Annotated in this window: 14 protein-coding genes; 2 read left to right on the top strand and 12 right to left on the bottom strand. The window is 63.0% G+C overall.

Annotation, left to right across the window (positions count from 1 at the left end; genetic code table 11):
- Nucleotides 1-5: 5 nt before the first annotated feature.
- From U5A52_RS37685 to U5A52_RS37650, 8 genes are all read right to left on the bottom strand, one after another.
- The gene (locus tag U5A52_RS37685) at nucleotides 6-746 is read right to left on the bottom strand and encodes a GGDEF domain-containing protein (protein WP_321939154.1); all 741 of its coding nucleotides are present in this window, start codon (nucleotides 744-746) and stop codon (nucleotides 6-8) included.
- Between the two features lie 22 nt (nucleotides 747-768).
- Nucleotides 769-1155, bottom strand: coding sequence for a DUF1987 domain-containing protein (locus U5A52_RS37680; RefSeq protein ID WP_321939152.1), 387 nt, complete (start codon nucleotides 1153-1155; stop codon nucleotides 769-771).
- Between the two features lie 18 nt (nucleotides 1156-1173).
- Entirely contained in the window at nucleotides 1174-1737 is a 564-nt protein-coding gene (locus tag U5A52_RS37675) for a SiaB family protein kinase (RefSeq protein ID WP_321914976.1), read from the bottom strand.
- 14 nt (nucleotides 1738-1751) lie between these two features.
- Nucleotides 1752-2867 (bottom strand): SpoIIE family protein phosphatase, encoded by a 1116-nt coding sequence (locus tag U5A52_RS37670; RefSeq protein WP_415774115.1) that lies wholly within the window; start codon nucleotides 2865-2867, stop codon nucleotides 1752-1754.
- Nucleotides 2868-3163: 296 nt separating this feature from the next.
- A complete protein-coding gene (locus tag U5A52_RS37665; protein WP_321914973.1) occupies nucleotides 3164-3472 on the bottom strand; it encodes a non-heme iron oxygenase ferredoxin subunit in 309 nt (102 codons plus the stop codon).
- Nucleotides 3473-3517: 45 nt separating this feature from the next.
- Complete coding sequence (locus tag U5A52_RS37660; protein ID WP_321939148.1) at nucleotides 3518-4588, bottom strand: fatty acid desaturase family protein; 1071 nt, start codon at nucleotides 4586-4588, stop codon at nucleotides 3518-3520.
- Nucleotides 4589-4731: 143 nt separating this feature from the next.
- Nucleotides 4732-5853, bottom strand: a complete 1122-nt coding sequence (alr, locus tag U5A52_RS37655) for an alanine racemase (protein ID WP_321939146.1) — start codon at nucleotides 5851-5853, stop codon at nucleotides 4732-4734.
- A 111-nt stretch (nucleotides 5854-5964) separates the two neighbouring features.
- Nucleotides 5965-6855 carry a LysR family transcriptional regulator gene (locus U5A52_RS37650; RefSeq protein WP_321914970.1) on the bottom strand — a complete coding sequence of 297 codons (891 nt, stop codon included), beginning with the start codon at nucleotides 6853-6855 and terminating at the stop codon, nucleotides 5965-5967.
- A gap of 102 nt (nucleotides 6856-6957) precedes the next feature.
- Here U5A52_RS37650 and U5A52_RS37645 point away from each other — a divergent pair, with 102 nt between their 5' ends.
- Nucleotides 6958-7383, top strand: coding sequence for a VOC family protein (locus tag U5A52_RS37645; RefSeq protein WP_233888430.1), 426 nt, complete (start codon nucleotides 6958-6960; stop codon nucleotides 7381-7383).
- 21 nt (nucleotides 7384-7404) lie between these two features.
- Here the strand turns inward: U5A52_RS37645 and U5A52_RS37640 are convergent, their stop codons facing one another.
- The gene (locus U5A52_RS37640) at nucleotides 7405-8520 is read right to left on the bottom strand and encodes a linear amide C-N hydrolase (RefSeq protein WP_321939144.1); all 1116 of its coding nucleotides are present in this window, start codon (nucleotides 8518-8520) and stop codon (nucleotides 7405-7407) included.
- 209 nt (nucleotides 8521-8729) lie between these two features.
- Entirely contained in the window at nucleotides 8730-9035 is a 306-nt protein-coding gene (locus U5A52_RS37635) for a hypothetical protein (RefSeq protein ID WP_321939142.1), read from the bottom strand.
- A 342-nt stretch (nucleotides 9036-9377) separates the two neighbouring features.
- On the opposite strand from U5A52_RS37635, the gene U5A52_RS37630 reads away from it, so the two are divergent.
- Nucleotides 9378-11570, top strand: a complete 2193-nt coding sequence (locus U5A52_RS37630) for a TonB-dependent receptor (RefSeq protein ID WP_321939141.1) — start codon at nucleotides 9378-9380, stop codon at nucleotides 11568-11570.
- 67 nt (nucleotides 11571-11637) lie between these two features.
- On the opposite strand, the gene U5A52_RS37625 is transcribed toward U5A52_RS37630, so the two are convergent.
- Together U5A52_RS37625 and U5A52_RS37620 are read right to left on the bottom strand one after the other, a co-directional pair.
- Complete coding sequence (locus U5A52_RS37625; RefSeq protein WP_321939139.1) at nucleotides 11638-12303, bottom strand: DUF2278 family protein; 666 nt, start codon at nucleotides 12301-12303, stop codon at nucleotides 11638-11640.
- 156 nt (nucleotides 12304-12459) lie between these two features.
- Entirely contained in the window at nucleotides 12460-12813 is a 354-nt protein-coding gene (locus U5A52_RS37620) for a RidA family protein (RefSeq protein WP_321939137.1), read from the bottom strand.
- Nucleotides 12814-12827: the final 14 nt, after the last annotated feature.

Raw genomic sequence — 12827 nt, 5'->3', positions numbered from 1 at the left:
GCGTTTCAACCTGCCGAGGCGATTTGCCCTTCGAATGTCACGCAGTTTCGGCCGCCGCGCTTGGCGGTGTACAGCGCGGAATCCGCGAGTCCGTAAGCGGTGTCGAAATCGGTGCCGGCCGGATTGTCGCTCACGCCGAAACTTGCCGTGATGGGGCGGCACACCGGCGCGGCGAACGCGTGACTCGCAATGGCCGCGCGCATGCGTTCCGCGAGTTGCAGGGCATCAGCAATATCGAAGCCCGGCAGGACGACGGTGAATTCCTCGCCGCCCACGCGGCCGATAATGCCGGTTTCGCCGAGAATGCGCCGCAGGCAGTTCACGATGCCCGAGATCACGCTGTCGCCGGCCGGATGGCCAAAGTCGTCGTTGACCTTCTTGAAGTCGTCGATGTCGAGCAGGATCATCACGGCCCGGTTCGCGCGCAGCGCCTTCACCGTGCGTTCGATCACAGCGCTGCGATTCAATACGCCGGTCAGCGCGTCGTGCGTCGCGCGATATTGCAGTTGCTGCGTGAGCGCCTGCATTTCGCGCTCGGCGCGATCGCTACGCCCGATCAGGCGGCGCGTTTCGCGCATCAGGCGTTCGTAATGCTGGATCAGTTCGACTAGCGCTTCGCGATGACTTTGCGCGGGCGAATCCGCGACCTCGGCAATCGCCCGGGCCCGCTCCAGTGCCTCGCTTTCGCTGCGGAACAGGTCGAGATAATGATCCTTCAATGCGTCCCGCAAGGCAGTCGTTTCCACGCGCGTCGTCCTCAAAGCATTCTCAGGTCGCAACCGGGCAGTCATTGAACTTGATTGCCGTGAAGTCGGTTTGCAGTTCCTCGCCGAATTCGAGGATCGTTTCGTCTTCTTCGTCGCGATACCAGTTCACCTGCACCGCGTTGCCTGCCGCCGCCGCGCGATCCAGCGCATCGAACACGCTGAACAGCATTTTCGTGCTCGAACTGTTGAAGTAGGTGAGCGTCACCTCGACCGTGATCGCGGCGCTTTCGCAACCTTTGAGCCACAGGTTGAGCCGCTCGATGATCGGCGTATAGAACGCGGCCGCGTGCTCGGGATACGACTCGCCCCGCAGTGACAGCACGTTTTCGTCGAAGCGGAAATCGATTTCCGGCGACGTTGCCGTGGCGGCGATAAAAAGGTTATCCATTTTGTACGCGTGCCCTGGTCAGATGATGGTCTTGAGGCAAAACAGTGTGGTGTCCGTATCGTCTTCGCGTGGATGAAACGCGAATTCGAGCGGCGCACTGGCGTCGCGCGCCATCGTCAGAAAACCCAGTCCCGCGCCTTTGCTGTCGGCAGGCGTTTCGGCGCGCAGCGACATCTTGTAGGCCTGCTTGATCTCTTCGATCGACATGTTGCGCAGCGGCTCCAGCTTCTCGCGCAAATCATCCACGGCTGCCGTGGCGATGGGGTTCACGCACACCATGAGGTGGCGCTCGCCTTCAGCGGAAATGCACATCGCGCCTTCGCGAATCGCTCCGCCCTGGCCTCGATCTTCGGAGAGCGCGTCGCACGAGTAGTGCACGATATTGTGCGAAAGCTCGATGAACGACGAAAAGATCCTTCTGCGTGTGGACGTGCTCAGTCCTGCCACTTCCAGTTGCAGCTTCACGACTTCGCTCATCGCCGCGACGATGCTGTGCGAAAAATACCCCTTGTGATAGAAGAGCAAATTGCGCTTCTGTGCGATTTCGAAGAAGCAGCAGTTTTGATCCAGAATTGCAGACATATTGGTGAACTACCTCAGACTCGTGCGAAGAAAAGCGTGACGTCGTCGCGGCGCGCCTGTGAACCTTGCCAATCGGCGAAAGTCTCGAGCAGGCGCGCGCAGATGAAAGAAGAAGCGTGCTCGCGTTCGGCGAGAACCCGGTCGAGCGTCCGGCGTTTTCCGAAGGCGATGTTACGCGGGCCGCCAATCTGGTCGGTCAGGCCATCCGTGGAAACGAACAGCAGGCTGCCGCGCGGCGCGGCAACGGTGTGCTGTGTCCAGGTGTAGTCGGCGAGGCTGTCCACATAGCCCACGCCCATGCGGTCGCCTGCGACGCTTTCAAATTCGGCGGCGTCCGGTCGCAGCACATGCAGCGCGACGCGCGCACCGGCAAAGTGCAGCACCTGGCTGGCGGCGTCGAACCAGAAGAAGGCGGCGTCCAGGCCGTCGTTGGACTGCGGTGCGTCGCCTGCGCCGTTGATTTGCCCGAGCAGTCCCTTCACGTTGCGATTGACGGCCGCGAGCAACGCGCAGGGGTTGCGCGGTCCGATCTGTTCGAGCGCCTGCGAAAGCGAAGCCGAAGCGAGCAAGGTCATGAATGCGCCGGGCACGCCGTGGCCCGTGCAATCGGCCACGGCGCCGAACCAGCCGTCGGCGAACGCCGCGAAATGGTAGAAGTCGCCGCCCACGACATCGCGCGGCTCCCAGAGGAGCGCGGCATCGGGCAGCATGGTTGCGAGCGTTTCGCGCGAGGCGCGCAGCATGGCTTGCTGGATCACGCTCGCATACTCGATGCTCTGCATGATCTGACGATTCTTTTCGGCCTGCATTTCCGCCACGACGGAGAGCAGGCGCAAGCCATTGCCCACGCCAACGAAGCGGCCTTCGCGCGTCACGATGAAACCGTCCACGAGCGCCTTTTCGCCGACTTCAACGGTTTTGAACGTGAGCGCTTCGATGCTCATGCCCACATCGACGATCAAGGGCTCCTTGTCCATGAACGCGATGCAGCTCTTCTTGTCGTATAGCTCGCGATGAAACGGCTTGCTCATTTGCGACAGGAAGATATCGCGGTTGATTAGGCCGACAGGGCGATCGTTTTCGATCACCGCGAGACTCGCCATGTCGCGCCTCGAATAGAAAATCTCCATGACGAGAGAGTTCGAATCCGAAGCGTCGATGGCCGGCACTTCCAGAGCCAGTTCTCCGGCGCTGCGCGGGCCCACGGGAAGTCCCGGACGACGAAATTGCGCGAGCGCGGGGTGCATGACTATCCATTCCGATTAATATGGAGAATCAGCACGCTAATGGCTATTTATGTCATTCTCGTTACATGGGACCGAGTAAGCGCTCAAGTTGGCTTGTTTAATACACCATAATGATCGGCGAGTGGCGCGCTAACGTTTGCGCGGCTTTTATAGCTTGCTTCGCGGAAAGTTTCTCTGCATCACACTTCAATATAAATCCGTCCGCCTTCTACTTTCGCGGGATACGTTGCGAGCTTTTCGCATACCGGTGCGCAAAGCGGCTTGCCGTCGCGCACGTCAAAGCGGCCATTGTGCTTCGGACATTCGATCACATGGCCCATCACGAGGCCGTCGCTCAGGTGGACATGTTCGTGCGTGCAGAGACCGTCGCTCGCGTAGACCTCGTCTTCCACGCGATAGATGGCAAAGGTGCGTCCGCCGTGGTCGAAGCGCATGACGTCTTCGTCTTCGATATCGTCGAGTGCGGCTGCGTCGATCCATTGGGTCATGGGTTGTCTCCGGTCTTTATGAATGGTTGCGCTGGCAACTGGTTGTCAAGCTTCGGCGTGGCCCGGCACCGGGCGCGCCACGTGATATGAGGGATCGCGTGTTTGCCGCACGAGCGCGGGAATGATTTCCGCATAGGCGGCCAGGCTGCTGCGGTAGGGCGGCGGCATATCCATTTTCACGACTTCGTGCAGGCGCGGCAGCGCGTGAAAAGGAATCATCGGAAACATGTGATGCTCGACGTGATAGTTCATGTTCCAGTAGAGAAAGCGGAACACGGGATTCATCATCACCGTGCGGCAATTGCGCCGGTGGTCGAGCACGTTCTCGGGCATGCCCGCGTGCTGCGTGAGGCCGAAGTAGAGATAGAGCCACGCGCCGTAGAGGCTCGGCAGGCCGATATACAGCAGCGGCAGGATCGTGCGAAAGCCGATGCACGCGCCAATCACGATCGCGTACACGAGCAGGCTCAGGCGCGCTTCGCGAATGGCCTTGGGCCATTCTGAGGCGGGCACGAAGCTTTGTTCTTCCGCGCCCAGGCGCCCGAAAGCGGCGCGGATCATGCGCGGCAGTTCGCGCGATACGTGCTTGAGCGCGAAGATGTTCAGCGCGAGCGAAAGCCAGTCGGTGGGGCGTGGCGCGGCGATCTCGGGATCGCGGCCCACGACGAGCGTGTCGGTGTGATGGCGCGCGTGGCTCCATCGCCAGATCGTCGCGCAGCGAAACACCTGGAATGACGCGATCTGATAGAGCACGTCGTTCATCCAGCGCGTTTTGAAGGCGGTGCCGTGACCCGACTCGTGCCAGCGCGAATCGGCCGGGCTGCAATAGAGCGTGCCGTACAGCAGGAACGCGGGCAGGGCCCACCATGAATGCGCGTGCCAGAGGAAACCGGCGAGCACGCCGCTCGCGACGATGGCCGCGTACCAGATCGCGGTGTCGCGGATGGCGCGTGCGTCGCTGCGCTGCATCAGCTGCTTCATCACGGGGCGCGGCACGGCGCACCGGTACCAGTCCGCGTTGACGAGGCCCGCTGCGCGCGCGCGTTCGCCTGCGCCGCCTATGAGGCGGTAGTCCGCGTGATGCGGCGCGTAGGCTTGAGTCTCCTGGTCGGCCACGAGTGTCTCCTTGATGTGTTGGCCACGCGCGGCGTGCGATGCGCTGCGCGTGTCAACACAAAAATAGGTGACGCAAGGCCGGGGCTCAACCGGAAGTTTGACGAAATTTCGTCAGGAGGCTTTCAGCGCGGTCAGACTCGCGCTCAGGCAGCTACGTACTCGCCTTGTGCTTGTGCGGTGGTGGGTGTCTGCGCGCCATCGGTCACGATCACCGGCACGCGCCGCGCGATCGCGCACATCAGCTCATAGCCGATCGTGCCCGACGCCTCGGCCACTTCGTCCACGCGCACCTGATCGCCCCACAGCTCGACGCTCGAACCGATGCCCGCCTGCGGGCACGGCGTGAGATCGACGGTGAGCATGTCCATCGACACGCGGCCCACTACGCGCGTGCGCACGCCGTCCACAGCGATCGGCGTGCCGGTGGGCGCGTGGCGCGGATAGCCGTCCGCATAGCCGCACGCCACGACGCCAATGCGCATGGGCCGGTCGACCGCGAAGGTGCGGCCATAGCCGATGGTTTCCTGCGGCGCGAGCGTTTGCACGCCGATGATGCGGCTCGTGAGCGTCATGGCCGAGCGCAGGCCGAAGCCTTCCACGTGCCGCGCCACGCCCGTGGGCGACGCGCCATACAGGATCGTGCCCGGGCGCACCCAGTCGCGGTGCGCGCGCGGGTGCCAGAGCACGCCTGCCGAATTCGACACCGACTGCTCGCCGGGAATGTCGCGCACGACAGCGTCGAACGTGTCGAGCTGCCAGTCGACCTGGCCGTCGTCGGCGTTCGCGAAGTGCGTCATGAGGCTAATTGCACCGATCGACGGGATGGCGCGCGCGCGCTCCCACGCCGCCCGATACGCATGCGGGCGAAAGCCCAGGCGGTTCATGCCCGAGTTCATCTTCAGCTGAATGTCGATGGGGCGCTGCGGCTTTGCCGCCGCGAGCAGATCGAGTTGTTCGTCGCAATGCACGGCCACGGTGAGCCGGTGTGCGACGGCTAGCTCCACGTCGGCGGGCTCGAACACGCCTTCGAGCAGCAGCAGCGGTTTGGTCCAGCCCAGTTCGCGCACGCGCACCGCTTCATCGAGGTCGAGCAGCGCGATGCCGTCGGCGCCCGCGAGCGCCGGATAGATCCGCTCGATGCCGTGCCCGTACGCATTGGCCTTGATGACGGCGAAGGCGCGCGAGCCGGCAGCGAGCTGCTTCGCAAGCTGCAGGTTGTGGCGGATGGCGTCGGGGTGAATGCGGGCGGCGATGGGGCGCGGCATAGGCGTTCCTGTGGGTTGGACGGCACGGTCTAGTGATTTGTGCAATCGTATTGATTTTCGTCCAGTTATTTTTAATGTATTTTTCGCCTAATTTGGTTTAATCGACTGTGTTCATGGCTCCGCGTCCGTCTGCTGTTCCTGGGCGCGGGATTCGAGCAGCTGGATCAGCAGACGCGCAGGCTCGCTGAGCGTGCCCGGCGCGCGATGCACGAGGCCGACATCGCGGTGGAACGTGTGCTGCCCGAGATCGATCGCGCGCACTTTGGCGGGCCAGCGCCGCCATGCCGATGTCTGCGGCACCAGCGCAACGCCCACGCCGTTCGCAACGAGCCCGACGATGGCCTCGAGTTCGTCGAGTTCGCTCAGGTCCTGCACGGTGTAGTGCATGCGACGCAGGAAGCGGTCCACCTGACGTCCGCCGAAAGACGCGCGGTCGTAGCGGATGAAGGGTTGCGTAGCCAGCAGTTCGGCCCAGTCATGGCCTTTCACGTGGCGCGGCACGATGAGCCGGAACGGCTCGCGCGCGAGCGTGGTCCAGCGCAAATCGCTTTGCAGTGCGAAGGGTGGCCGGATGATGGCCGCCATGTCGATTTCGCCTGCATCCACGAGATTGTGCAGCTCCATCGAAACGCCCGGAATCACACGCGTGCGGCAGCCGGCACAACGGCGGTGGAATTCGGCCAGCGCCTCGGGCACGAGCGCACGCTGCACAGAAGCGATCGCGCCGAGCGTGACGCGCCCGGTCGCCGCGGGGCCGGCTGCGCTCGAACTCAGGCTTTCATAGAGCCGGATGACCTCCTGCGCCTGGGCAAGAATGTGCTGGCCCATTGCGTTCAGGCGCGCCGCGCGCCCCTCGCGGTCGAACAGCGCGAAGCCCAGCTCCGCCTCGAGGCGCTGGATTTGCGCGCTCACGGCGGCCTGCGTCAAGCCGATCTTTTGTCCCGCGGCGGCGAACGTGCCTTCTCTCGCCACGGCAACGAGGGTTCTGAGTTCGCGTATCATTCATCAATAATATTTGTGAGTCAGAAAATTATATATTGATTTTGTTTTTGCTTCGGTCTGTCTACCATGACAGGATTGCCTTCGAAGACAGTGGAGACACGCATGTCCCTTTCCCCCTTTCACCTCGCCATTCCCGTTTATGACCTTGCAGCCGCGCGCGACTTCTACGGCCGCGTATTCGGTCTTGCGGAGGGGCGCTCCAGCGCGCAATGGGTCGACTTCGACTTCTTCGGCCATCAGCTCGTGATTCACGAGCATCCGAAAACGGCCTCGCAGGATCATGCGCACACGAACCCCGTGGACGGCCACGACGTGCCCGTGCCGCATTTCGGCGTGGTGCTGAGCTGGGGCGACTGGGAGGCGCTGGCCGAGCGCCTCAAGACGTTCGGCGTGAAGTTCGTGATCGAACCTTACGTGCGCTTCAAGGGGCAGGTGGGCGAGCAGGCCACGATGTTCTTGCTCGACCCGTGCGGCAACGCGCTCGAATTCAAGGCGTTCAAGGATATCGGCCAGCTGTTCGCGAAATGAGCGTGGCTGCCCGCGCAGTGATCACTGCGCGGACGCGGGCATGAACTTGAACGAAGGCGTCGCGACGAATTTGCCGGACACCTCGCCTGAATACACCTGGCCGGAATCGATGGTGAGCTTCATCACCGGCGCGCCGGGTTTGAGGTCGAGCTTGCTCAGCGAGATCCAGAAGGTGTCGGGGCGTGTGGCGGAATCGAAGTAATAAACGCGGTTCGTCTGGTCCGCCACGGTGCGCCAGATCGTCGACGAAAGATTCGGCATGTTGGGCGTGGTGATGCCGAGCGGCACGCTCACGGAGCGCATGAGGCTCATCACGCTCGCCACGGCCTGATAAGCGGGGTTTTGCTGCGGCACACCGGCCATATAGGCAGGGTCGGGCTTCTTGGGAATCGCATCGAGCAGAAATGAGGTGCGTACGAAGCGGTCGGCTGCGCGATTCGTGCCGGGCAGAAAGGCGAGGCCGCCTACGCCTTTCCAGTACGTGTCGAGCGCGAGTTGTTCGGGGTAGATCGGCGAGTTCGTCATGACCTTGTACGCCTTGTCGTGCATGATCACGAGCTTGCCGTCGATATATTCGAGAATGGCCGAGTCGCCTTGCGAATCCGAAAGCGAGAGGTGGATCGAGATCGGCTTGCCGTCGGGAAGCGGTGGCGCAATGATCTGGAACGGCTCGCGGCCTAACGCGTCCACGGCCTCTCCAACCGTGGCGAAATTGTCGAGCACGTATTGCGCCCACAGGCTGATGGCAAGCGGCGGGTGCCCCGAGTCGGGCTTGCCGTAATCGGTTTCCGCGAGATAGAGCGCATTGGCCACGAGGCCGCGCTCATTCATGCCGTCCACACTGCCGATGTCGTATCCCGACACCACCACGCTGCCATATTTCGAGCGCCAGTGCGGCGAGCGCGGGCCCGCGTTGCCGTCGCGTTCGATGCCTGCCGGAAAGACCCAAAGGTTCGAGCGCATGTCTTCGGACCAGTCCATCGAACGCCCGGTGATGACGAGACCGCTATCGCCCACATAGAGCGCGCGCGTGCAGGCTTGCGCGGGATCGATGACGAACGGAGCAGCCAGCAGGGCGAGCGAAGCGGCAAGCACGCAGGCTTTCAGGCGCAAATGCGAACGAAGCGGACGGGACATGATGGCGTTCCAGTTGCAGGACGCGCCGATCATGTCACGGAACTCGCGGTGGCCGGTTCGAACGTGGCCAGGGCGCAAGCACACCATCGGGTCTGCTATGCGGCGCGCATTGTGTGCGGGGCGCAGCGCCGCTAGTTCATTCCAGTGGCCGCCAATAATAATCAGGATCGCTGAATATTGTGTGTAGGGCGCCACGGATCGCGTGAACGCTAGGGCTGCTGCCAGTGGAAACGATCGCCGCGCAGGGGGGCGCCTTGATCGTCGAGCTGTTCGTCGCCGGCCGGCAGCGCTTCGAAATACGGCTTGCCTTCTTTCTGCGGCCCCGTGTGCAACGCGGCGCGCGAAATGCCTGGCGGGATAGACGAGGGCGAGGCGGGCGGCCAATACAGCGTGGCAGGCGCCGCACTCTGGGGAGAGGGGAGAACCGTGTTTTCGTTTGCCGAGGCGAGGCCCATGGCCCATGCGGCCGGGACCGAAGCCAGAACGATCAGCACGGGGAACGTAGCGTGTTTCATACGCGGCCACCACGTGAATGGACTGACTGGGCCTGTATTTTATGTCGCGACTTAGCGTATTTCCAGGCGCGGGCATCACGCAGAGCAGCGAGGCGGCCGCGCCCTCGGGTGGCTTGTCCAATCCAGAAAACTCGAGGCGATTATTTCGCCAAACAGACATGATCGGCCTTGTCCGCGTCCGTTTTGAGCAGTATTTCGAAGGAATACGTCAAAACTGACAAATGCCATACGGGTTCTAGGAAAAGTCGTAAGGGTTTGTTAATATCGCCGGCCAGTGATAAATGAGAATGCTTCTCATTGAAGTATCCGCGAGCACTGGCGAGACGACCCTTCCAAAACGACATGAACAACCGAGAACACGCGCGGCGCGCTCGACGCACGCAGCCCCGGCCCCTGCGGCCGTTGCATTTTGCGGCCTGGCTCACTTTCGCGGCGGCTCAGGCCGCCGTTGCCCAGACAGCGACTCCGGCCGCCACTGCGCAGGACGGAGCCGCGGCCACCACCAGCACGGACCAGGCGCTGCCCGCAGTGAAGGTGAGCGCGAGCCAGGTTGCCGATTCGCCGCTGCACCTGAATACGCCGGTGTCGAGCGGCGCGCTCGGCACGCGCTCGCAGCTCGACACGCCGTTCTCGACCACCGTCGTGACGGGCGAGAACCTCGCCGAGCGCCAGGTCTACAAGCTCGGCGACGTGTTCGCCGGCGACGCATCGGTCAGCAACAACAGCAATGCCTATAACGCGTGGGCCACCTACATCACCGTTCGCGGCCTGCCCATCGACTGGCAAAACGGTTATCGCATCGACGGCAATCCGTTCATCTCGTACGGCATCACCATGCCTTACGAGCAACTGGAGCGCGTGGAGTTGCTCAAGGGCCTGGGCGGCTTCATGTACGGGTTTGCGCAGCCGGGCGGCCTCGTCAACTACGTGACGAAGCGGCCGGACAAGGACCCGGTCACGAGCCTCGACGTGGGCTATCGCATGGACGGCGTGCTGAGCACGCACGTGGACCTGAGCCGCCGCTTCGGCCCGGACGACATGTTCGGCGCGCGCCTGAACTACACGAAGGAAGCGGGCAAGACCTATAACGCGGGCGATATCAACCGCAACTCGGTTTCGCTCGCGCTCGACGGCCAGCTCACGCGCGACCTGCAGGTCTGGTTCAACGCGCTTTACCAGACCGTTCGTTCGAGCGGCCAAACGCCCGCGATCTACACGGGCAGCTACACGGCCTCGAGCCTGCCGGCGGTGATCAGCGGCGGCACGAACTTGCTTGGTGGCACCGACCAGCACATCAACACGAACCTGCAGCTCTACACGGCGGGCGTGCGCTACCAGATCACGCCCGACTGGTCGTTCACCACCTCGGGTAGCTACAGCAAGTCGGCGCGCGATCGCAACGAGAGCACGCTCACGCTGCTCAACCAGGAAGGCGACTACACCGACGCGCGCTGGAACGGCGATGAAGGCCATCAGGACATCTACTGGCAGGGCATGTTCGAGGGCAAGGTGAAGACCGGGCCGTTCACGCATCAACTCGTGATTGGCGGTTCGTACCAGCATCAGACCAACAACTACGCGTCGAACTCGATCTACACGGTGCTCGGCGACGGTAATCTGTATCAGCCCAATCCGTGGCGCTACTATTCGGGCTCCGGGCTCGAAACGTATCGCGCGAGCGATATCACGCAGGCTTCGGCGTTCGTGAGCGACACCATGCAGATCACGAGCCGCTGGTCCGTGCTCGCGGGCCTGCGGTACACGAACTATAGTCAGAACAACTACGCAACCACGGGCGAAAAGACCTCCCAGTACAGCCAGAACGGCGTACTCACGCCGACTTTCGCGCTCATGTACAAGCTCGAGCCGAATACGACGCTGTACGCGAGCTACGTCGAGGCGCTGGAGCAGGGCGCGATCGTCGACAGCATTTATGCGAATGGCGGCGCGATGCTGCGTCCGCTGCGCTCGCGTCAGTATGAGATCGGCGTCAAGAGCGAGCACGAGCGCTGGAGCGCGACGGCGGCGCTGTTCCGCATCGAGCGCGGCGCGGCGTACGCGAACAGCGACAACGTCTATGTGCAGGACGGCAATTCGATCTTCGAAGGGATCGAGGCGGCGGGCAGCGTGCGGCTTGGCCGCAGCTGGCAGGTGGCCGGCAGCGTCACGCTGCTCGATACGTGGTACGCGAAGGGCCAGTCGTACAACGGCAATCGCGTAGCCGGTGCGCCGACGTTCGTGGCCGCGGGCCGCGTGACTTACGACGTGCCTTATGTGCAAGGCCTGCAACTGGCGGCGGATGCGAAGTTCACGGGCAGCACGCAGGTGCGTCCGGCAAACAATCTGGAAACCGGCGGCTACATGCTCGTGAACGTGGGCGCGAACTACTTCACCCGCATTGGCGGCCACGACGTGACGCTGCGAGCCGCGATCGACAACATCACGAATCGCCGCTACTGGATGTTCCAGTACTCCGATTACATCGCGCCGGGCGACCCGCGCACGGTCAGCCTCAACGCGAAGATCGACTTCTAGGCGGTCGATCGTCTAACGAGCGGGCGCATGCCGGGGAGCCGGGATGCGCCCGTTTGCCGTTGAGCGCCTACGAAATCGGCTCTGAATTCGGCATCGGGTTGCCGAGATCGTCGGTCGGCACGTATTGCTGATCGAACGCCGCAACATACAAGGCCCATTCGGGGTCGCCGAGATCCACGAGCAGCGCGCCGTCCTGCCAGATGTCGTTGTGGTCGTTCGCGTCGTTGCCAGCCGTGTGGATGAACTCGCCCTTCGAGCCCTGGTTCATGTGGACGTCGTGAATGCCGTCGCCTTCGCTGTAGAAGCGGCCGAACACGTACACGTCGAGCGAAGATTGTTGCGCCCGCAACAGAAGACGCTTCAGCGAAGCGACCGGTTCGACCTGGTCGGAGCCATCCATCACGTCGCTGTCGCGCCACGCGCCCGTATTGGCGAGAAAGTCGCTGCGCTCGAAGTCGATGGCGGGCAGCGCTTCGGTGCCCGCGAGATCGGTCTTCCCTTCGGCGGCGCCTTCGAGCGTGGTGAGCACGTTGTGATTGAAGTCGAATACGAGTTTGTACTTGAGCAGGTCGTCGGCATCGGTGGTGCCCACGTTGACGGCGATGTCCCAGCGCGCGCCGTCGACCGTCACACCGAAGTGCAGGTGGTATTGAACTTCGTGAGGCCGCCGCGTGGGCTTCAACTGCGGCGCGGAAGCCATCTTCGCCTTGACGTAGCCGTAAGGAAGGGCCATCGCGCGCTCCTCTGAGTTCGGGTGGGTTCGCCATTGTGCCGCGCGAACGTGAACTTGCGCTGACAGCGTGCGCGTGAGAAGCGCCTTCGCTTTACGGATTGGCAATCGTGGCTGTCGGCGCGCTTTCATGCCAGCGCCGGCAGCCCGATCCCGCGCTTAACCCAGCGCCACCACCGCGATCTCCACGAGCAATTGCGGCGACGCCAATTGCGACTGCACGGTAGCCCGCGTGGGCGCGCAACCTTCGGGCACCCAGGCGTCCCACACTTCGTTCATGCCCGCGAAGTCGCGCGCGATATCCGCAAGCCACACTTGCGCGGAGACGAGCCGCGTCTTGTCGATACCGGCTTTGGCGAGAAAGCCGTCGATCTTCGCGAGCACCGCGGCGGTCTGGACTTTCACGTCCGGCGACGGATCGGCTGACGTCTGCCCACCCACGAACACGAGCCCGGCGGCCTTCACGACGCGGCTCATGCGCTGATTGGTTTCGATACGAACGATATCGTTCATGTGTCTGCAAGCTC

The organism is Paraburkholderia sp. J8-2, assembly GCF_905220195.1.
Classification (GTDB): Bacteria; Pseudomonadota; Gammaproteobacteria; order Burkholderiales; family Burkholderiaceae; genus Paraburkholderia.
The sequence above is the reverse complement of the archived record's forward strand: the minus strand, read 5'-3'. Positions and strand labels throughout refer to the sequence as shown.

Bases quoted from the DNA above. Each gene is read 5' to 3' on its own strand.
- U5A52_RS37680 (WP_321939152.1), bottom strand. From the start codon at position 1,155: ATGGATAACCTTTTTATCGCCGCCACGGCAACGTCGCCGGAAATCGAT.
- alr (WP_321939146.1), bottom strand. From the start codon at position 5,853: ATGCCGCGCCCCATCGCCGCCCGCATTCACCCCGACGCCATCCGCCAC.
- U5A52_RS37640 (WP_321939144.1), bottom strand. From the start codon at position 8,520: ATGTCCCGTCCGCTTCGTTCGCATTTGCGCCTGAAAGCCTGCGTGCTT.
- U5A52_RS37650 (WP_321914970.1), bottom strand. From the start codon at position 6,855: ATGATACGCGAACTCAGAACCCTCGTTGCCGTGGCGAGAGAAGGCACG.
- U5A52_RS37635 (WP_321939142.1), bottom strand. From the start codon at position 9,035: ATGAAACACGCTACGTTCCCCGTGCTGATCGTTCTGGCTTCGGTCCCG.
- U5A52_RS37665 (WP_321914973.1), bottom strand. From the start codon at position 3,472: ATGACCCAATGGATCGACGCAGCCGCACTCGACGATATCGAAGACGAA.
- U5A52_RS37645 (WP_233888430.1), top strand. From the start codon at position 6,958: ATGTCCCTTTCCCCCTTTCACCTCGCCATTCCCGTTTATGACCTTGCA.
- U5A52_RS37675 (WP_321914976.1), bottom strand. From the start codon at position 1,737: ATGTCTGCAATTCTGGATCAAAACTGCTGCTTCTTCGAAATCGCACAG.
- U5A52_RS37620 (WP_321939137.1), bottom strand. From the start codon at position 12,813: ATGAACGATATCGTTCGTATCGAAACCAATCAGCGCATGAGCCGCGTC.
- U5A52_RS37625 (WP_321939139.1), bottom strand. From the start codon at position 12,303: ATGGCCCTTCCTTACGGCTACGTCAAGGCGAAGATGGCTTCCGCGCCG.
- U5A52_RS37670 (WP_415774115.1), bottom strand. From the start codon at position 2,867: ATGGAGATTTTCTATTCGAGGCGCGACATGGCGAGTCTCGCGGTGATC.
- U5A52_RS37630 (WP_321939141.1), top strand. From the start codon at position 9,378: ATGAACAACCGAGAACACGCGCGGCGCGCTCGACGCACGCAGCCCCGG.